Below are 17,691 nucleotides of genomic sequence, written 5' to 3' on the forward strand. Positions count from 1 at the left end.
TCCGGTTCAGGCGTTGGCGTCGACGCTGATCGCCGCGCCGGGGCAGACGTTGGCGGCCTCGAGCATCGTGTCGCGCAGGGCCTCGGCCGGGCGGGGCTCCAGCAGCACCACGATCCCGTCGTCGTCGCGCTGGTCGAACACCTGGGGAGCGAGCATGACGCAGGTGCCCGCGCCGCAACACTTCTCTTCGTCCACTGTGATCTTCATGGGGTTCCTTGTCGTTCAGCGGGTGATGGGCGCCAGCCACAGCCCGGTGATCGCGTCGATCAGCCCGGAACCGGCGTCGTGCCAGTTGGATCGCGGGGTGGCGGTGTTCTCGGCCAGCGCGCGTTCCCGTTCGGCGAGCATGTGGACCATGAGCTGCCGTCCCATGTCCTCGCGTTCGGCGCGCACCTCGGCCGGCAGGTCGGGGAGGCAGCGGCGCATCCCGTGCAGGATCTGGTGCAGCGACGGCGCCTCCAGCGCCTCCTGGACCATGATCGGGCGCAGCGCCGGGTCGGTCATGACCTGGGCGCCGAACCGGGCGTACCAGGTCGGGATGCCCAGGGACGCCTGGTGATCGGTGGCGGGGCGCACCAGGCACGTCACCCACGCGCGCAGCTCCGCGGAACCGGCGCACGCGGCCACCATCGGGGTGCGGCGGCTCTCGGTGTCGGCGGCGTGCTTGCGCACGATGGCGCGCACCAGGTCGGCCTTGGTACCGAAGTGGTATCCGACGGCGGCGTTGTTGCCCTGCCCGGCGGCCTCGCTGATGCCGCGGTTGGACACCGCGTACACGCCGTGCTCGGCGAAGAGCCGCTCGGCGGCGGTCAGGATGAGATCCCGCGTGGCGGCGACCTTCTCGGAGCGGATCGTCCTTTGTGACATGTTCACCACCGCACCGGGACCTCGCGCAGCCCGCCCACCACGAGCCCCTCGACCCGGCGCAGCCGCTCCACCGGCACCGCCAGCTCGAGACCGGGCATCCGGCGCAGCAGCACCTCCAGCACGGCCTGCAGCTCGGTGCGCGCCAATGCCTGCCCCAGACAGGAATGCGCACCCGCGCCGAAGGCCAGGTGCGGATTGGGGCTGCGGCCCAGGTCCATGTCGGCGGCGTTGTCGAAGGCGGACTCGTCGCGGTTGGCCGCCGCCATGCTGCACACCACGGTCGAGCCTCCCGCCACGGTGGCGCCGGCGATCTCGGCGTCGTCGGGGATGAAGCGCGGCATGCCGAAGCCCGCGTTGGCGTCGAACCGCAGCGCCTCCTCCACCGCGGTGCGCACCAGCGAGCGGTCGGCCACCAGCCGCTCCCAGCGTTCGCGCGGCGACAGCAGCATCGCGACCATCTTGCCGATCATGTTCGCGGTGGTCTCGTGCCCGGCGATGAGCAGGCCCTGCCCGGTGGCGATCAGTTCGGCGTCGGACATCGGGTAGTCGGCGTCGGCGATGAGCGTCGACAACAGGTCGTCGCGGGGCGCGGCGCGCTTGGCGTCCACATGGGACTTCAGGTACGCGATGAATGCCGCCTGCGCCTCGGCGACCTGCCGCGGCGTGAACCGGTCCAGGCTGAGCATGGCGTCGGACCAGCCGGAGAACGAGTCGCGGTCGGCGTCGGGGACGCCCAGCAGCTCGCAGATCACCCACACCGGCAGCGGGAAACCCAGGCGCGCCTTGAGATCCGCCGGTTGCCCGTCGGCGACCATCTCGTCGATGAGCCGCTCGGCCATGTCCTCGATGCCCGGCCGCAGCGCCGCCATCCGCTTGGCGGTGAACCACTTGCCGATGGCGCGGCGCCAGCGCTGGTGCTCGGGCCCGCCGTTCGGGATGGACGCCGCCATCTCGCTGTTGAACACCCCGCCGGATTCGTTCGCGGTGATCCGGGCGGCGTCGGGATTGTGCGTCGGGCGGGAGAACCGCGGGTCGGACAGCACCTGTTTGACGTCGGCGTGGCGGGTCAGCAGGGACGCGGCGTCCCCGCTGGGCAGCCTCACCTCGGCGATCGGGCAGCCGCGCCGCAGCCGCTCCCACTCGGATGGCGGCTCAAGCGCCGCATCGCCGACAATGGGGTAATGCAGGGTCGTTTCGTTGTGGCTCACCGTGTCTCCTCGCCGGGCGGTTCGTGGCTCGGGTTCAGTAAAGTGGTTCTGCTACGTTAAGTCAAGCAGTTGATTTAAATTGCCGCGACGCGGGTCCCCCAGCCTCACCCCACGAAAGGCCCTCCCATGTCCTCGTCCCGAGCCAATCCCCTGGTCATGGTGCTGGCCTTCGCGGGAATCGTGGTCTCCTTGATGCAGACCGTCGTGATCCCGTTGGTGCCAAGGCTTCCCGGGCTCCTGGACGCCACGCCGTCCGATGCCAACTGGGCGATCACCGCCACCCTGCTGGCCGGCGCGGTCGCCACGCCGATGATGGGGCGCCTGGGGGACATGTACGGCAAGCGCCGCATGCTGCTGCTCAGCCTGTCCCTCATGGTCGTCGGCTCGGTGATCGCCGCGCTGTCCGGCTCCCTGCCGGGCATGGTCGCCGGGCGCACCCTCCAGGGCCTCGCCGCGGGGGTCATTCCGCTGGGGATCAGCATCATGCGCGACGAACTGCCGCGCGAACGGCTCGGCGGTGCCACGGCCCTGATGAGCGCCTCGCTCGGCGTGGGCGGCGCGCTCGGCCTGCCCGCCGCGGCGTTCCTCGCCGAGCACGCCGACTGGCACGCGCTGTTTTGGACCTCCGCCGCGCTGGGAACCGTCGCGACCCTCCTGGTGGTGGCCCTGGTGCGCGAATCCCCGGTGCGCAGCGGCGGACGCTTCGACCTGCTGGGCGCCGCCGGGCTGTCGGCCGGTCTACTGTGTCTGCTCCTGGCGATCTCCAAGGGCGCCGACTGGGGCTGGACCAGCGGCACCACGCTGGGCCTGTTCGGCGCGACCGTGGTCGTCTTGCTGGTGTGGGGCTGGTGGCAGCTGCGCGCCGCCGAACCCCTGGTGGACCTGCGGGTCAGCTCCCGCCGCCAGGTGCTGCTGACCAACCTCGCCTCGGCGGTCTTCGGCTTCTCGATGTTCGCGATGTCCCTGGTGCTGCCGCAGGTGCTGCAGCTGCCCAAGGCCACGGGATACGGCCTGGGACAGGGTCTGCTGTCGGTCGGCCTCGTGATGGCGCCGTCCGGCCTGGTGATGATGGCCATGGCCCCGGTGTCGGCGCGGATCTCCAAACTCAAGGGCCCCAAGTGGACCCTGCTCACCGGCGCCGTCGTGGTAGCCGTCGGCTACGGCCTGGGCGCCGCGTGGATGTCGCAGATCTGGCAGCTGGTGGGCGTCTCCGCGCTGATCGGCGCCGGAATCGGCATCGCCTACGGCGCGATGCCCGCCCTGGTCATGGCCGCGGTCCCGGTGTCGGAGACGGCGGCCGCCAACAGCCTCAACACCCTGATGCGCTCGATCGGCACGTCGACCTCCAGCGCGGTGGCCGGGGTCGTCCTGGCCCAGCTCACCGTCTCGTTCGCCGGACACACGCTGCCCGCCGAGAACGGCTTCCGGCTCGTCATGGTGATCGGCGCCGCCGCGGCCGTGATCGCGCTGGGCTTCGCGTCCTTCCTGCCCGCTCGCGCCCCCGCCGTCGACGAAACCGACCTGGGCAAAACGCCAGATTTGGTATACCATTTGCCGCCGCGGAGTGAGTGAGAAGAGGAAGGAGCGCCGTGGCGTCGCGGGAACCAGCTGGCGTTGCGGTGTCCGAACGCGGCGGGCGGCTGAAGGCGGTGGCGTCGCTGCGCGACTCGCCGCGTTTTCGCCTGTTGTGGGCATCGAACCTGTTCTTCTTCGGCGGCGCCTGGATGCAGACGCTCGTGCTGGGCTGGGTGGTTTACGACACCACGCACTCGGAGTTCCAGCTGGCGGTGTTCACCGCCGCCCGGCTCGCCCCGATGCTGCTGGGGCCCCTGGCGGGCGTGATGTCGGACCGCCACGACCGGGTCAGGCTGCTCATGATCGCCTGCGGCTGGGGGCTGAGCGCGGTGATGGTCGTGGCCGCCATGACCTCGCTGGGCATCGTGCCGTACTGGGCGCTGGTCCTGAGCGGACTGGCCATCGGCATGGCCCACTCGCCGTCGCAGCCCGCCCGCATGTCGCTGGTCCTGGACCTGGTGGGCCGCGACAACCTCAGCAACGCCAACGCCCTGAACTCCATGGCCATGAACATGACCCAGGTGTTCGGGCCCGCCGCCGGCGGCGCCCTGCTCAGCACCGTCGGCGCGCCCGCGGCACTGTGGATCTCCGCGGGCTGGTACGCGGCGTCGCTGGCCCTGTTGTGGCCGCTGCGCCGCACCGCGCGCACCGCCCCGCCCGTGCCCGAACCCGTGCTGCGCATGCTCTCGGGCGGCATCCGCTCCATTGTGACCAATCGCCTGGCCTCGGCCGTCCTGCTCATCACCCTGGCCGCCAACGTCTTCCTGTGGCCGATCTACCAGGGCTTCATGCCGGTGTTCGCCAAGTCCAATCTCGGCCTGGACGCCGCCGGGCTCGGGTGGCTGCTGACCTTCAGCGGCATCGGCGGCCTCATCGGTTCCGTCGTGATCGCCGCCATGGGCGACTTCAGGTTCAAGGGCGGCGTCTTCCTCGTCGGCACCGCGATCTGGGCAACGCTGTGGTCGCTGTTCGCCCTGTCCCACCTGGTCGTGACGTCCTTCGCCCTGATGGCCGCGATCGGCGTCATGAGCTCCGCCTTCGCCGTCCTGCAAACCACCCTGCTGCTCATGACCACCGACCCCGCGATCCAGGGCCGCGCGCTGGGCGTCCAGGAGCTCGCCATCGGCGTCATGCCGGTGTCCTCGCTGGCGCTGGGCGCCGCCGCCCAGACGATCGGCGTCGGCCCCACCACGTTCCTGAGTGGACTCTGTCTGATCGCGATCCTCGTCGGCATCACCGTGTGGGTCCCGAAGCTGTTGACATACGGCAGCCCCGCACCGGTCGCCCCCTGACCCGACGGTCAGAAGGTCAGCTCGCCGTCGACCGCCGCCACGGTGCCGCCCGCGATCACCATCGCGCGCCTCGGGCAGCGCGTCAGCGCGTCGGCGACGTTCTCGGCGTCCAGCAGGACGATGTCGGCGCGGGCGCCCGCCACCAGGTCGTGGATGTCGCGATGGACGTAACCGGCGGCGCGCGACGTCGCCAGCTCCACGACGTAGGCGAGATCGGCGTCGCCGCGCTGGCCGTGCAGCCGCGCGAAGTTCTGCGCCACCAGCAGGATGTCGCCGTCGCCGAAGGGGGACCACAGGTCGCGGATGCCGTCGGTGCCCAGCCCGACCGGGATGCCGCGCTCGCGCATCCCGCGCCACGGCAGCGGCGCGGTCCCCGGGGGAGCCACCGTCGCCCAACCGATGCCCGCCTCGGCGAACCGGTCCAGCAGTTCCCGTTGGCGCGCCGCGGGCAACTCGCCGAGCGCGAAGCCGTGCGAGATGGTGACCTTGCCCCGCAAACCATTGGCGCGCACCCGTTCGGCGACCAGCTCATACTGGAACGCCCCGAGCTCGCCGCGGTCGTGAATGTGGATGTCGATGCCGACGCCGCGGCGCACCGCGATGTCGAACAGGCCGTCGAGCTGCGCCACCGGATCGCGGTCGATCGAGCACGGGTCGATGCCGCCGATGCTGGTGGCGCCCGCGGCGGCAGCCTCGTCCAGCAGCTTGAGCACGCCGTCGCGCCGCACCACCCCGTCCTGCGGGAACGCCACGACCTCCAGCTCCAGGCGGTCGCCCAGCGCCTCCACCGCCTCGCGCACCACCTCGATGCCGCGCAGCCCGACGCCCAGGTCGACGTCGACGTGGCTGCGCACCGCGGTGGTGCCGTGCCGCAGGAACTCCCGCAGCACCGCCGCGGTGGAGTTCGGGCTCGGGATGCCCAGCGCGCCGCGCTCGGCCCGCTCGTGGGCGATGCGTCCGGCGGTGGTGTTGTCACCGCCGTAGGACACCCACGGCTGCCCCCACCAGCTCTTGTCCACGTGCGCGTGCGCGTTGATGAACCCCGGCAGCGCCAGCAGGCCACGCCCGTCGATCGGCTCGCCCCGCGGCGCCGCCGAACCGGCCGCCTCGACCGCGCTGATGGCGCCGCCGGACATCACGATGTCCACCGGTGCGGCGCCCCACGGGCGCACGTTCGTCAGTGTCTTGACTCCCATGCCGAAAATGGTATACCAAAATCCGGCGTCAGCGATCCGCCCCGGAACCCTCGGCCCTGCGACGCTCGGCACGCGCGTGCTGGTCGGCCAGCCGCTCCACCCCCGCGACGTCCCGCGCGGCGATCGCCTCGTACAACCGCCGATGCTCCTCGGCGATACCCAGCAGATCGTCGTGCTGGGCCAACAGCCACCGCATCCGGCTGCGCATCACCCCGGCGATCTCGCCGAGCAATTCGTTGGCCGCCAAGGACGTCACCGCCTCGTGAAAGTCCGCCGCCGCCCGCCTCGCCCGCACCGCGTCGGCGGCCACCGCCGCCGCCAGCTCCACGTCCAACACCTCCCGCAGCGCCTCCAACCCCTCCCGGGTGCGCCGCTGCGCCGCCAACCGAAACGTCAACACCTCCAGCGCCGCCCGCACCTCGTTGAGATCGGCGATGTCCGACGACGTGAACTCCCGCACCACCGACCAACTGCGCGGCCGCGGCGTCACCAGACCCTCGGCCACCAGCACCTTCAACGCGTCGCGCACCGGCAGGCGGCTCACCCCGAGGTCCGCCGCCAACTCCCGCTCCACCAGCCTGGCGCCCGGCGGCCTCACGCCGTCCAAAATGTCGTCGCGGATCCGACGCGTGACCCGCTCCGACTCAAGCTCCTCGGACCCCGGCATGCCTGACTGTCCTATCTATTCCAACGTGCGACGCCATACACCCTCTCATGCCGCGCCACGCGCGTCGGTGGAGCAATCACCGCAAAGACCCGCCAGCCAGCGGGCCGCTCACTAAACTCCGAACTCGAGGTGACCCGCTATGTCCCTTCCGATCTGCGTCGGCTACGACGGCTCCGACAGTTGCCTACCGGCCGTGAGATGGGCGGCGAAGGAGGCGCTGATCCGCCGCCGCCCGCTGGAGATCCTCTACGCGTTCCCGGTCGCGCCGATCGGCGGCGGGCGCGACGCGTCGATGCTGTGGCCCGAATCGCGCGACCTCACCCACTACGACGCCCAGCGGATGCTGGACGAGGTGCTGGAGCGCGTCGGCAAGGTGAACCCGGGCATCGACGTCACCAGCAAGCTGCTGGACTCGGTGAACCCCGCCGCGACCCTGATCTCGCGGTCACGGCGCAGCGAACTCATGGTGGTGGGCAGCCGCGGCCGTGGCGGGTTCGCCGGGCTGCTGCTGGGCAGCACCAGCACCCGGCTGGCCACGCGCGGGCACTGCCCCGTGGTCGTCGTGCGCGAACACGACGCGACCGGGCCGCACGCGGGCCAGGTCGTGGTGGGGGTGGACACGTCGCCGCGCTCGACTCCCGTGCTGGACTTCGGCTTCGCCGAGGCCGCTGCGGCCGGGGTCGACCTGGTGGCCGTGCACGCGTGGGAGTACCCGTGGAACCTGGCGACCACCGACGTGGCGGTGGTGGTCCTCGACGTCGAGGAGGCCGCCGCCCGCGAGGAACAGATGCTCAGCGAGGCGCTGGCCGGGTACCAGGAGAGGTACCCGAACGTCAATGTGGTGCGCCGCCTCGAGCGCGGGCTGCCGCGCACGGTGCTGCGGGAGCTGTCGGCCGGGGCCCACCTGCTGGCCGTCGGGTCGCGCGGCCACGGGCAGCTCGCGGGCATGGTGCTGGGCTCGGTCAGCATGTCGCTGCTGCTGCACGCCCGGGCGCCGGTCGTGGTGCTGCGTCAGCGCGACGACGACTGAGTGGGCGCGTCGACGTCGGCCGCCGCATCACCCGTCGCTTCGCCATGGACGAATTCACCGACGCCTATCAGGTCTTCGGCGCCCCGAACGACACCGGCGCCCCGACAGTGGTTCTGACTAGTCGATAGTCTTCGGCTCACACGTTCGTGGCATACTCGGTCGCCAATGGTTACCAGGGGAGGGGCGCATGCACCGCGATCAGTTGCTGGGCAACCGTTATCGGCTGGAGAAGCCGGTCGGTTCCGGCGGCATGGGTGAGGTCTGGCAGGCCACGGACCAGGCCCTGAACCGCACGGTGGCGGCCAAGATCCTGCATCCCGCCCTGGGTGCCGACGCGCAGTTCCGGGAGAGATTCCTCCGCGAGGCGCGGACGCTCGCCAAGCTGTCGTCGCCGGGCATTGTGAACATCTTCGACGCCCGCGAGGAGACCACCGAGGACGGTTCCCACGTCTTCTACCTGGTCATGGACTACGTGACCGGCCGCCCGCTGTCGGAGCTGTTGCGCGAGCAGGGGCGGATGGACGCCGCGTGGGTGATGTCCATGGTGGCGAAGGTGGCCGCCGGCCTCAACGCCGCCCACCACGCCGGGGTGGTGCACCGCGACGTCAAGCCCCAGAACATCCTGGTCGACGACGACGGCACGGCCACCATCGTGGACTTCGGCATCGCCCGCACCCACGGCCAGACCGGCCTCACCATGACCGGCACCGTCATGGGGACGGTCACCTACGCGTCTCCCGAGCAGTTGCAGGACGAGGACCTCACCGGCGCATCGGACGTCTACTCCCTGGGCGTGGTCGCCTACGAATGCCTCACCGGCAACCCGCCGTTCCAGGGCGGCACCACCGCCGCCACCATCACCGGGCACCTCACCCAGCCGCCGCCCCCGCTGCCGGTCGACGTGCCCGTGCCCGTCGCCGAGGTGGTGATGCGGGCCCTGGCCAAGACCCCCGCCGAGCGCTACCCCTCGGCGTCGGCGTTCGCGCACGACTGCCGCCAGGCCGCGTCGGGACGGATGCCGCTGCCGCCCGCCACCGAGGCCATCCCGGCCCCGCCATCGCCCCCTCGACCGGCGCCGCAGCCCGCCCCGCAACCCGCGGCGGCCCGGGCGCCGATGCCGACCAACCCCATGCCGGTCGCCGAACCCGACTACCGCCCCGTGCCCACCCCCGCAAAGCCCAAGCCCAACAAGCCACGGCGGCGCCGCGGCCGCGCCGTGCTGGTCACGCTGTTGATCCTGCTCCTCATCGCCGGCGCCGCCGCGGCGTACGTGTACTGGCCCAAGGGGCGCGGCAACGCGGCATCGCCGAACAACACCGACTCGACGTCGCAGTCCTCGTCGCCACCGGCGAAGGCCCCCGACGGCGTCACCAAAGAACCCACCCAGGTCATCAGCGTCGCCACCGGCAAGTGCCTCGACATCGGCAGTCTCGGCGTCACCACCCCCGACTGCTCCGAGGACAACCACAAGACGTTCACCTTCACGCGGGTCGCCAATGCCAGCCCCAACAACAACGTCTACTTCTTTGAGGACGAGGGCGACAAGTGCGTCAATGTCGACCCGAAGGGGCCGAAGCTCTCCGATGGAGAGTGCACGAAGGACTCGCGCTGGCGCCTGACCTGGATCAGGACCGCGGACGGATGGGATGTGTGGAAGATCCAGCACCCCGCCGGCACGGACCACCTGTGCCTGATGGCCGACAACACCAAGCTCGGAGTCGGGCTCGCGGAGTGCGACAACACCAAGAAGTCCCGCTGGCGCACCGTGTCCGCGTCCTCGTGATCCACCGATGAGTTTCGCCGCTCCGCGCGGTCTACCCTTCGAAACTCATCGCGAGGAGCCTGGACGCCATGAACACCGAAACCGTCAGCGCCACCCTGGCCTTCCCCGCGCCCGCCGCGATGGTGTTCGCGGCACTGGCCGATCCCACGACCCACGCCGCCATCGACGGCACCGGTTGGGTCCGGGGATCCATCAACCAGGCTCCGCTGTCCACAGTGGGCCAGATCTTCCGGATGCGCATGTACCACGCCGACCACCCCGACGGCGACTACCGCACGGTCAACAAGGTCGTCGTCTTCGACCGACCCCGCGCGATCGCCTGGACGACCGGCCAGGAACTGGACGACGGCGAGCGGGAATTCGGCGGCTGGATCTGGCGCTACGACCTCGCACCCGTCGACGAGTCCACGACGGAGGTCACGCACACCTACGACTGGTCGGCGGTGCCCCGGTACGTCCGCGACCGCGGCATCACCTTTCCCCCCTTCGGTCCCGGCCACCTCGCCAACTCACTGCGCCACCTGCGCGACCTCATCACCGAGGCTTCGCGGTGAACACCAGGTGCGTGACCCCGCTGGGGGTCGAGACCGCCTCGATGTCGTAGGAGTCCTCAAGCGACTCCAGGCCGTCCCACAGCCGAACCCCGCGGCCCAGCACCATGGGCACCTGCACCACGTGCATGAAGTCGACCAGCCCCGCGGCGAGGAAGTCGCGGCACACGGTCGGCCCGCCCCCGATCCGCACGTCCCCGCCGTCGGCGGCCTCGCGCGCGGCGGTCAACGCCTCGCTCGGCGCGGCGTCGAGGAAGTGGAACGTGGTGCCGCCGGCCATCTCGATGGACGGCCGCGGCCGATGCGTCAGCACGAACACCGGGGTGTGGAACGGCGGGTTCGGGCCCCACCACCCCTTCCAGCCGGCGTCGTCCTGCCACCCGGGCGGCCCGAACTTTCCCGCGCCCATGATCTCGGCCCCGATCCCGGGCTCGAACCACGCCGCGATCGCGTTGTCGACGCCGCGACCGCCGCCCTCCTCCCCGGTCTGCTGGTGGAAGAACCGGGTGCGAACCATCCACTCGTGCAGCCGATGTCCGGCGTGCCCGAACGGGTCGTCGAGGCTCAGCCCCTCCCCGGTGGCGAACCCGTCGAGCGAGATCGAGAAGTTGTGGATGCGTGCCTCGGACATGGTCATGGTCTCCCTGTGTTCCATCGACGGTGGGATCCCAGCATGCACCGAATATCCGTGCCCAGCACGGATACGGCGCCGTGGCTTCGGTGGAAGGCTTGCCGACGTCTCCCGAACGTTCCGGCGATCGGGAGGGTATCCAGCCGAAACACCCGGTGTGGCGAGCGCCGTGCCGGCACTTTATGAGGAGGAATCGGATGACTCTTGTTGTGCCTTCGCGCGAGGACCTGCGCGGTGAGCTGACTGTGGACGAGGGCCCCGCGGCGGTGGCGGCCGAGCACCAGGCGGGCGCCGCGTGCATGTACCAGGTGCAGGTCGCGTTGTCGGTTGACGACGTCAGCCCGGTCACCGAAAGCTGACCGCGACCCGGTCACGTCCACGTCGAACGCGGAGTCGCGGGGACGTGACCGGGCTTCCATTGGGGAATGAGGATGCCATGATCGGCACTGACACGAATCTGGCCGTGCGGGGCGTACCGGTGGACGACGCGGCGTACAAGAGCGTCGTGGCCGGTACACATCGGACGTGCGCCCCGGAGCGGACGCTGGCGCGGATCGTGCCGTTGTTGCCGCGCATGGGCATCACTCGGCTGTCGGACGTGACCTGGCTGGACGACATCGGGGTGCCGGTCTTTCAGGCGGTGCGGCCCAACTCGTACACGATCTCGGTGTCGCAGGGCAAGGGGCTGACCCCGGACCTGGCGAAGGTGTCGGCGGCGATGGAGTCGATCGAGACGTGGCACGCCGAACGCCTGCCGCCCGGCGACACCCGCGACACCGTGGCGGCGATCGCGCCCGAGCTCGACTATGGACTGGACGAGTTGCCGCTGTTGCCCCGGCATCACCTGAACCCCGGCGCCACGGTGGAATGGGGTCGGGCCCGCCGGTTGATCGACGGCACCGACACGTTGGTGCCGATGGAGTGCCTGCGATTGGACGGGCGCACCTCGGCTCGATGGCAGCTGCCGCTGTTTCACACCACGAGCAACGGGCTGGCCAGCGGCAACACCGTCGGCGAGGCGACGCTTCACGCGCTGTACGAGGTCATTGAGCGGGACGCGATCGCCCGCGCCGCCACCGCCGACGGCACGGTCGTGGTGGACCTCGACAGCGTCGGCGGCGACGCCGCGGAACTCATCGAACGGTTGCGGGCGGCGGAGGTCGCGGTGCGGGTGGACGTGTTGCCGAGCCCCACGGGTGTGGCGTGCGTTCGGGCCAGGATCGTCAGCGACGCGTTTCCCTACGTGTTCGAGGGAATGGGCGCCCACCTCGACCGGGACGTGGCGTTCTGCCGCGCCGTCACGGAGGCCGTCCAGTCGCGGGTGACCGCGATTTCGGGCGCCCGCGACGACATGCGCGGCGACTGGTACCGGCGGGCCGGGTTGGTGGCCGCCGGGCGGTCCGGGACGCCGGATCTCGAGCCGCTGTACCGCAACCCGGTTCGGACCGCCTTCGGCGACGTCCCATCGGTGCGCCACGCGACGCTGGGCGAGGACCTGACGCGGGTGGCCCACCTGGTGCGCGGGCATACGGGGCGGGATCCGTTGGTGGTGGACCATACCCGGCCGGACATCGGGATCGCGGTGGTGCGCGTGGTGTGCCCGGGTCTGCGCTACAACCCCGAGGCCGGGTGAGGGCATGACACGGCGAGTGCTGTTTTGCGGGCCGAGCCTGCCGGACGCGGGCGAGCTGCTGGCGGACGACGACATCGAGCTGCTGCCGCCGATCGCGGCCGGCGACCTGCTGGGCCTGTCGGCCGGACAGGGCGACGTCATCGGGATCGTCGACGGGTACTTCCATCAGACGCGTTCGGTGCGGCACAAGGAGATCCTGGCCGTCATGGACGACGGCGCGCGGGTGCTGGGCGCCGCGAGCCTCGGCGCGTTGCGGGCCGCAGAGCTGGACACCCTCGGGATGGAGGGGGTGGGGCGCGTCTACCGGGACTACCGGGACGGCGTCCTGACCGCCGACGACGAGGTGACCCTCACCCATGGACCGGCCGACACCCGGTATCGGCGGATGTCGGAGCCCCTGGTGAACATTCGGGCGACCCTCGACGCGGCGGTCGACGCGGGGCTCGTGCCGCCGGACGAAGCGCGGGCGCTGGTGGAGCGGCTGGCGGCGATGCCCTACTCGCAGCGCACCTTCCCCCGGCTTTCGGCGCTGGCCGCCGCGCGGGGATTGCCGGACGACATGGTGCGGCGGCTGGACGGGTTCTGCCGCGGGCATGCGGTGGATCGCAAGCGGTCGGACGCGGTGGAGCTGGTGCACCGGCTGCGCGAGACGGCGCCGGTGGCCGTCAAGCGGTCGCCGGTGAGCCGGACGATCTTCCTGCACGCGTGGCAGGTCGCGGCGGCGGGCGGCGACGCGGGCGACGGCGCCGGTTGGGTCGCCGACCTGTCGGTGTTGCGGATCTGTCAGGCCCTGGCGGACGACTATCCCGGGCTGCACCGCGCGACCGTGCTGCGGCGGTTGGCCGACGAGTGCCGGGCAACCTGCGGCGGCACCACCGGTGACGTCGAGGATGTGGCGATCGCGCACGGGGTGCACCGGGGCATCTACCCTCCCCTGGACGCATCGGCCGACTGGTCCTTTCTGGATGGATGGCTGTCCGGTGTGGAGCGGAACCACTGGGGCCCGCGCGCGCGGGTGCTCGCCTTCCTGGTGCGCGGCTTTCGGGTGGCGCCGGGGATCATCGACGATCTCGGCGCGATAGGCGAGCTGCTGTCGCGGCCCGACCTGGTGCGGCGGGCGCGGCGGATCGCCGGTTACGCCCGCGAGGTCAACCGGGGCGCCGCCGACAGCGAACCCGGCTTCTCGGTGGCGGCGATTCCGTCGGGGCGCGTCGTCGACTGGCTGTGCCGCCGCTGGCACACCACGCGCGAAGAGTTGCCCTACCGCGTCATGGACCGCGGTCTCGACACCGTGGACACCATGGTGGCGGGCGCGCGGCCGTACTACCTGCTGGCCACGTACAACCCTCACGCCGCGGCGCTGTCGATCGCGGAGGACGCCCCATGAGTTCGGCACGCGCCGCCGCGGCGTTCGACCGGGGGTACGCCGCCATCGCCGCCTCGGCGCGCCACGGCGAGCTGTTCAGCCGGGCGCTGGGCCTGCCGCCGGAGGTCGCGGCGAACTCCTTTCTCACCGCCGAGGCACTCGACGACATCGCCGCGGCGCTGGGCATCGGCGCCGGCGACCGGCTGGCCGACCTCGGCTGCGGACGGGGCGGGCCCGGTCTGTGGCTCGCCCGCCGGCTCGGGGCCGCGCTGGACGGCGTCGACTTCTCGGCGGTCGCGGTGTGGCAGGCGGGCGAACGCGCCCAAGGGTTTGGACTCGCCGACCGCTCGTCCTTCCGCGTCGGCGACCTGTGCGACACGGGGTTGCCGAGCGGGCGGGCGGGAGCGGCGGTGTGCGTCGACGCGTTTCACTTCGCGGCCGATCACGACGCCGAGGCCGCCGAGGCGTGGCGGATCCTGCGGCCCGGCGGGCGATACGTCCTGACGAACTGGGAACCCGTCGCCGCCGACGACGCGCGGGTGCCGCCGCCGCTGCGGCTCGACTTCGCGCGGATCCTCACCGCGGCGGGGTTTCGGGCCGTGACGGTGTCGAAACGGCCCGACCTGGAGGCCGCCCAGCGGGCGCTGTTCGCCGCCGTGCTGGCCACCGAGCCCGGCGACGACCCCGCGATCCGGGCGCTACGCGCCGAGGCCGCGGCGGTGGACGGCTGGGCGGGGCTCATGCGCCGCGTCCTCGTGGTCGCCGAAAAACCCGCCTGAAACGGTGCTACCCCAGGCGCATCCCCGAGATGGCCCTGGCGATCACGAGCCGCTGGATCTCGCTGGTGCCCTCGAAGATCGTGTAGATCTTGGCGTCGCGGTACCAGCGCTCCACGGGATGGTCGCGGGAGAACCCCGCCCCACCGAGGATCTGCACGGCCTTCTCCGTCGTGCGGATCGCCACCTCGCCCGCCTTCAGCTTGGACATCGACCCCTCGCCGGCGTCGAAGCTCTTGTCGTTGCGGCCCATCCAGGCCGCGCGCCACACGAGCAGGCGGGCGCAGTCGATCTCGGTCTTCATGTCGGCCAGGGCGAAGCCGATCGCCTGGTTGGCGATGATGGGTCGTCCGAATTGGACGCGCTGCTTGGCGTAGTCCAGGGCGTACTCGTACGCGGCGCGGGCGATGCCCACGGCCTGGGCGCCGACGGTGGGTCGGGTGAGTTCGAAGGTGCGCATCGCCGCCTGCTGCCCCTGGCCAGGCTGGGTGGCGGCCTCGCGGGCGCGGGCGAGGCGGGCGTCGAGCTTTTCCTTGCCGCCCAACAGGCATCGGCCCGGAACGCGGACGTCGTCGAGGAAGACGTCGGCGGTGTGGGAGGCGCGCAGGCCCAGCTTGCGGATCTTGGTGGGGCTGGACAGCCCCGGCGTGCCCGGGGGGACGACGAAGGCGGCCTGGCCGCGGGACCCGAGCTCGGCGTCGACGGAGGCGGTGACGACATGGACGGTGGCGATGCCCGCGTTGGTGCCCCAGGCCTTCTGTCCGTTGAGGACCCATTCGTCGGTGGCCTCGTCGTAGCGGGCGCGGGTGCGCATGGAGGCGACGTCGGAGCCCGCCTCGGGTTCGGAGCTGCAGAAGGCGGCGACCTTGGGGTCGTCGGCGTCGCCGTAGCACTGGGGGACCCACTCCACGAGCTGGTCGGGGGTTCCCGAACCGTAGATCGCGGCCACCGCCAGGGAGGTGCCGAAGATGGACAGCCCGATTCCCGCGTCGCCCCAGAAGAGCTCCTCGTTGACCAGGGGCAGGCTCAGCCCGCTGGGGTCGGCCCAGAACTGGGCCAGGGACTCGAATCCGTACAGACCGATCTTGGCGGCCTCGGCGATGATCGGCCAGGGGGTCTCCTCGCGTTCGTCCCATTCGGACGCCGCGGGGCGGATCACGTCGGCGGCGAAGCCGTGCGCCCATTCCTGGACGTCGCGCTGGTCCTGCGACAGCTCGAGGCTGAATCCGTCGTTCATCGGGTCTCCTAGGCCTTGGGGATGTTGAACAGATTGGACAGACCCGCCGCGAATCCGATGTCGCCCGTCAGCTTCAGCTTGCCGGTGAAGAACATCGTGGTGGGGGAGGAGTTGCCGGAGGCCAGCTTGAGGAATTGGGTGCCGTTGAGCCGGATCGTCACGCGGGCCTCCTCCTTGGGCTCGTTCGTGACGGTGCACGTGCCGCCGGAGAGGACGGTCTCGTAGTGGTCGTAGCCGCCCCCGGGCCTGTCGAGGATCTTCCAGTGGATGACGGCCTTGGTCTTGCGGTTGCCGGAGTACTGGTCGCCCATGCGGCCGAAGACCTCCGACAGCACCCGCCCGCGAATCTCGGCGTCGGCCATGATCGCGTCGATCTGGTCGGCGGGGGCGTTGCGCACCAGGGAGGCGAAGTCGGCGGGGGTGATAGTGGACAGATCGACGTCGCCGATCGGGTCGTCGCTGGTCATGACGGAACCTTTCTGCGTCCGACATTTTCTTACTTTGGAGTAAGATTACCGGAGGGTAAGGTAGCATGACAAGAGTGACTTCTCAAAAATCCGCCGCCTCCCACGGCCCCGGCAAGGCCCGGGTGCCCCGCGCGGTGCGGGAACAGCAAATGCTGGACGCCTCCGTGGAGGCGTTCGCCGCCAACGGGTATCACGGCGCGGGGGTGGAGGAGATCGCCGCGATCGCGGGCATCTCCAAACCCATGATCTACCTGTACTTCGGGTCCAAGGAGGAGCTGTTCGTCGCGTGCATCCGCCGCGAGGCCGGCCGCCTCATGGACATGATCGCCGGCGTGGTGCGCGCCGAGGACCCGGCCGAACGACAGCTGTGGAGCGCCCTGGAGGGGTTCTTCACCTTCGTATCCGACCACAGGGGAGCCTGGACGGTGCTGTACCGCCAGGCCCGCATCCAGGGGGGACAGTCCACTCGCGAGGTCGACGCGATGCGCGGCCGCACCATCGACCTGATCGGCGAGCTGCTGGCGCGCGCCGCCTCCTCCGAGCCCGGCCCCGAGGCCGTGATGGCCGCCCACGCGCTGGTGGGCGCGTGCGAGTCGCTGGCCGACTGGATGCTGGACAACCCCGACACCGACCCGAAGACCACGGCCAAGCAGCTGTCCCACTTCGCCTGGCCCGGGCTGTCCAAGCTCATGGAGGCCACCCGCGCCAGGCAGCGCGGCGAGGCGTGAATCCCTTACCAGGCAACGGGTTCGCCGTCGCGGAAGAACCCGCCGGTCGGCCCGTCGCCGGGCAGGGTCGCGGCCCACACGATCCCGACCGCCCCGTCGGCGACCGGGCGCCCGCCCGCGCCGCCCATGTCCGTGGCGACCCAGCCCGGGCACACGGCGTTGACCAGTATCGCGTCGCCGCGCAGCTCGTCGGCGAGAATCCGCGTCAGCGCGTTGAGCGCCGCCTTCGACACCGAATAGGCGGGGGTCCCGCCGCCCATGCTCGCCAACGATCCGCCCTCGCTGGACACGTTGACCACGCGCGCGGATCCGCCGCTTCGCAGCAGCGGCAGGAACTCCCGCACCATCCGCCATGGACCGTACACATTGGTCTCCATCGCGTCACGGACCACGCCCAGATCCGCGCTGACACCGCGTTGCCAGGTGTCGTAAAGGATCGCGGCGTTGTTGACCAGGACATCCAGGCGCCCGTGCCGCCGGGACACCGCGTCGACCGCCGCGGTGACGCTGGCGGGATCGGTCACGTCCAGTGCGAGCGGCTCCACGCCGAGCTCGACCGCCGCCGCGCGCGCCCCGCCCGCGTCCCGCGCGGTCAGGACGACCGTGTGACCCAGAGCCGCCAGCTGGCGGCACACCTCGCGCCCGATGCCGCGGTTGCCGCCGGTGACCAGACAGATCGTCATG

At 71.2% G+C, this 17,691-nt stretch carries 19 protein-coding genes; 10 read left to right on the top strand and 9 right to left on the bottom strand.

All coding sequences use genetic code 11. The features are described from left to right. Positions 1-6: 6 nt before the first annotated feature. The 3 genes from VE172_RS23210 to VE172_RS23220 are packed head-to-tail and all read right to left on the bottom strand — an operon-like array spanning position 7 to position 2,075. A complete protein-coding gene (locus VE172_RS23210) occupies positions 7-207 on the bottom strand; it encodes a ferredoxin (RefSeq protein WP_324804385.1) in 201 nt (66 codons plus the stop codon). Positions 208-222: 15 nt separating this feature from the next. Then, a complete protein-coding gene (locus VE172_RS23215) occupies positions 223-867 on the bottom strand; it encodes a TetR/AcrR family transcriptional regulator (RefSeq protein WP_324804386.1) in 645 nt (214 codons plus the stop codon). Positions 868-869: 2 nt separating this feature from the next. Next, on the bottom strand, positions 870-2,075 hold the full coding sequence (locus tag VE172_RS23220) for a cytochrome P450 (RefSeq protein ID WP_324804387.1): 1,206 nt from the start codon (positions 2,073-2,075) through the stop codon (positions 870-872). Between the two features lie 126 nt (positions 2,076-2,201). Between VE172_RS23220 and VE172_RS23225 the strand changes: the two genes are divergently transcribed. Both VE172_RS23225 and VE172_RS23230 read left to right on the top strand, forming a co-directional pair. Continuing rightward, a complete protein-coding gene (locus VE172_RS23225; RefSeq protein WP_324804388.1) occupies positions 2,202-3,647 on the top strand; it encodes an MFS transporter in 1,446 nt (481 codons plus the stop codon). Between the two features lie 17 nt (positions 3,648-3,664). After that, positions 3,665-4,942, top strand: coding sequence for an MFS transporter (locus VE172_RS23230; protein ID WP_324804389.1), 1,278 nt, complete (start codon positions 3,665-3,667; stop codon positions 4,940-4,942). Between the two features lie 8 nt (positions 4,943-4,950). On the opposite strand, the gene VE172_RS23235 is transcribed toward VE172_RS23230, so the two are convergent. Together VE172_RS23235 and VE172_RS23240 are read right to left on the bottom strand one after the other, a co-directional pair. Continuing rightward, the gene (locus VE172_RS23235) at positions 4,951-6,138 is read right to left on the bottom strand and encodes an amidohydrolase family protein (RefSeq protein ID WP_324804390.1); all 1,188 of its coding nucleotides are present in this window, start codon (positions 6,136-6,138) and stop codon (positions 4,951-4,953) included. A 28-nt stretch (positions 6,139-6,166) separates the two neighbouring features. Next, a complete protein-coding gene (locus tag VE172_RS23240) occupies positions 6,167-6,805 on the bottom strand; it encodes a GntR family transcriptional regulator (protein WP_324804391.1) in 639 nt (212 codons plus the stop codon). 139 nt (positions 6,806-6,944) lie between these two features. On the opposite strand from VE172_RS23240, the gene VE172_RS23245 reads away from it, so the two are divergent. From VE172_RS23245 to VE172_RS23255, 3 genes are all read left to right on the top strand, one after another. Continuing rightward, positions 6,945-7,835 carry a universal stress protein gene (locus VE172_RS23245; protein ID WP_324804392.1) on the top strand — a complete coding sequence of 297 codons (891 nt, stop codon included), beginning with the start codon at positions 6,945-6,947 and terminating at the stop codon, positions 7,833-7,835. A 187-nt stretch (positions 7,836-8,022) separates the two neighbouring features. Continuing rightward, the gene (locus VE172_RS23250; RefSeq protein ID WP_324804393.1) at positions 8,023-9,618 is read left to right on the top strand and encodes a serine/threonine-protein kinase; all 1,596 of its coding nucleotides are present in this window, start codon (positions 8,023-8,025) and stop codon (positions 9,616-9,618) included. A 68-nt stretch (positions 9,619-9,686) separates the two neighbouring features. Next, positions 9,687-10,172 carry an SRPBCC family protein gene (locus tag VE172_RS23255; RefSeq protein WP_324804394.1) on the top strand — a complete coding sequence of 162 codons (486 nt, stop codon included), beginning with the start codon at positions 9,687-9,689 and terminating at the stop codon, positions 10,170-10,172. Here the strand turns inward: VE172_RS23255 and VE172_RS23260 are convergent. Next, complete coding sequence (locus VE172_RS23260; RefSeq protein ID WP_324804395.1) at positions 10,153-10,800, bottom strand: dihydrofolate reductase family protein; 648 nt, start codon at positions 10,798-10,800, stop codon at positions 10,153-10,155. The genes VE172_RS23255 and VE172_RS23260 overlap by 20 nt on opposite strands. A 197-nt stretch (positions 10,801-10,997) precedes the next feature. Between VE172_RS23260 and VE172_RS23265 the strand changes: the two genes are divergently transcribed. The 4 genes from VE172_RS23265 to VE172_RS23280 all read left to right on the top strand — a co-directional run bounded on the left by VE172_RS23265 (position 10,998) and on the right by VE172_RS23280 (position 14,578). Beyond that, positions 10,998-11,159, top strand: coding sequence for a hypothetical protein (locus VE172_RS23265; RefSeq protein WP_324804396.1), 162 nt, complete (start codon positions 10,998-11,000; stop codon positions 11,157-11,159). A 77-nt stretch (positions 11,160-11,236) separates the two neighbouring features. Then, on the top strand, positions 11,237-12,433 hold the full coding sequence (locus VE172_RS23270) for a YcaO-like family protein (protein WP_324804397.1): 1,197 nt from the start codon (positions 11,237-11,239) through the stop codon (positions 12,431-12,433). Between the two features lie 4 nt (positions 12,434-12,437). Continuing rightward, positions 12,438-13,820, top strand: a complete 1,383-nt coding sequence (locus VE172_RS23275; RefSeq protein ID WP_324804398.1) for a TfuA-like protein — start codon at positions 12,438-12,440, stop codon at positions 13,818-13,820. Further along, on the top strand, positions 13,817-14,578 hold the full coding sequence (locus VE172_RS23280; RefSeq protein WP_324804399.1) for an SAM-dependent methyltransferase: 762 nt from the start codon (positions 13,817-13,819) through the stop codon (positions 14,576-14,578). The genes VE172_RS23275 and VE172_RS23280 overlap by 4 nt, the downstream gene beginning before the upstream one ends. A 7-nt stretch (positions 14,579-14,585) precedes the next feature. Here the strand turns inward: VE172_RS23280 and VE172_RS23285 are convergent, their stop codons facing one another. After that, positions 14,586-15,812 carry an acyl-CoA dehydrogenase family protein gene (locus VE172_RS23285; protein WP_324804400.1) on the bottom strand — a complete coding sequence of 409 codons (1,227 nt, stop codon included), beginning with the start codon at positions 15,810-15,812 and terminating at the stop codon, positions 14,586-14,588. Between the two features lie 8 nt (positions 15,813-15,820). Further along, positions 15,821-16,279: an SCP2 sterol-binding domain-containing protein gene (locus tag VE172_RS23290; protein ID WP_324804401.1), complete on the bottom strand. Its 459-nt coding sequence runs from the start codon at positions 16,277-16,279 to the stop codon at positions 15,821-15,823. Positions 16,280-16,353: 74 nt separating this feature from the next. Here VE172_RS23290 and VE172_RS23295 point away from each other — a divergent pair, with 74 nt between their 5' ends. Further along, on the top strand, positions 16,354-17,007 hold the full coding sequence (locus VE172_RS23295; protein WP_324804402.1) for a TetR/AcrR family transcriptional regulator: 654 nt from the start codon (positions 16,354-16,356) through the stop codon (positions 17,005-17,007). A gap of 5 nt (positions 17,008-17,012) precedes the next feature. Here the strand turns inward: VE172_RS23295 and VE172_RS23300 are convergent, their stop codons facing one another. After that, positions 17,013-17,690 carry an SDR family NAD(P)-dependent oxidoreductase gene (locus tag VE172_RS23300; RefSeq protein ID WP_324804403.1) on the bottom strand — a complete coding sequence of 226 codons (678 nt, stop codon included), beginning with the start codon at positions 17,688-17,690 and terminating at the stop codon, positions 17,013-17,015. Between the last annotated feature and the right edge of the window lies 1 nt (position 17,691).

The organism is Stackebrandtia sp. (assembly GCF_035643755.1).
GTDB lineage: Bacteria > Actinomycetota > Actinomycetes > Mycobacteriales > Micromonosporaceae > Stackebrandtia.

What these genes read in the sequence shown, in the direction of transcription:
- VE172_RS23250 (WP_324804393.1), top strand. Translation starts at nt 8,023, where the DNA reads ATGCACCGCGATCAGTTGCTGGGCAACCGTTATCGGCTGGAGAAGCCG.
- VE172_RS23210 (WP_324804385.1), bottom strand. Translation starts at nt 207, where the DNA reads ATGAAGATCACAGTGGACGAAGAGAAGTGTTGCGGCGCGGGCACCTGC.
- VE172_RS23275 (WP_324804398.1), top strand. Translation starts at nt 12,438, where the DNA reads ATGACACGGCGAGTGCTGTTTTGCGGGCCGAGCCTGCCGGACGCGGGC.
- VE172_RS23265 (WP_324804396.1), top strand. Translation starts at nt 10,998, where the DNA reads ATGACTCTTGTTGTGCCTTCGCGCGAGGACCTGCGCGGTGAGCTGACT.
- VE172_RS23290 (WP_324804401.1), bottom strand. Translation starts at nt 16,279, where the DNA reads ATGACCAGCGACGACCCGATCGGCGACGTCGATCTGTCCACTATCACC.
- VE172_RS23215 (WP_324804386.1), bottom strand. Translation starts at nt 867, where the DNA reads ATGTCACAAAGGACGATCCGCTCCGAGAAGGTCGCCGCCACGCGGGAT.
- VE172_RS23280 (WP_324804399.1), top strand. Translation starts at nt 13,817, where the DNA reads ATGAGTTCGGCACGCGCCGCCGCGGCGTTCGACCGGGGGTACGCCGCC.
- VE172_RS23270 (WP_324804397.1), top strand. Translation starts at nt 11,237, where the DNA reads ATGATCGGCACTGACACGAATCTGGCCGTGCGGGGCGTACCGGTGGAC.
- VE172_RS23225 (WP_324804388.1), top strand. Translation starts at nt 2,202, where the DNA reads ATGTCCTCGTCCCGAGCCAATCCCCTGGTCATGGTGCTGGCCTTCGCG.
- VE172_RS23260 (WP_324804395.1), bottom strand. Translation starts at nt 10,800, where the DNA reads ATGTCCGAGGCACGCATCCACAACTTCTCGATCTCGCTCGACGGGTTC.
- VE172_RS23235 (WP_324804390.1), bottom strand. Translation starts at nt 6,138, where the DNA reads ATGGGAGTCAAGACACTGACGAACGTGCGCCCGTGGGGCGCCGCACCG.
- VE172_RS23240 (WP_324804391.1), bottom strand. Translation starts at nt 6,805, where the DNA reads ATGCCGGGGTCCGAGGAGCTTGAGTCGGAGCGGGTCACGCGTCGGATC.
- VE172_RS23300 (WP_324804403.1), bottom strand. Translation starts at nt 17,690, where the DNA reads ATGACGATCTGTCTGGTCACCGGCGGCAACCGCGGCATCGGGCGCGAG.
- VE172_RS23245 (WP_324804392.1), top strand. Translation starts at nt 6,945, where the DNA reads ATGTCCCTTCCGATCTGCGTCGGCTACGACGGCTCCGACAGTTGCCTA.
- VE172_RS23255 (WP_324804394.1), top strand. Translation starts at nt 9,687, where the DNA reads ATGAACACCGAAACCGTCAGCGCCACCCTGGCCTTCCCCGCGCCCGCC.
- VE172_RS23285 (WP_324804400.1), bottom strand. Translation starts at nt 15,812, where the DNA reads ATGAACGACGGATTCAGCCTCGAGCTGTCGCAGGACCAGCGCGACGTC.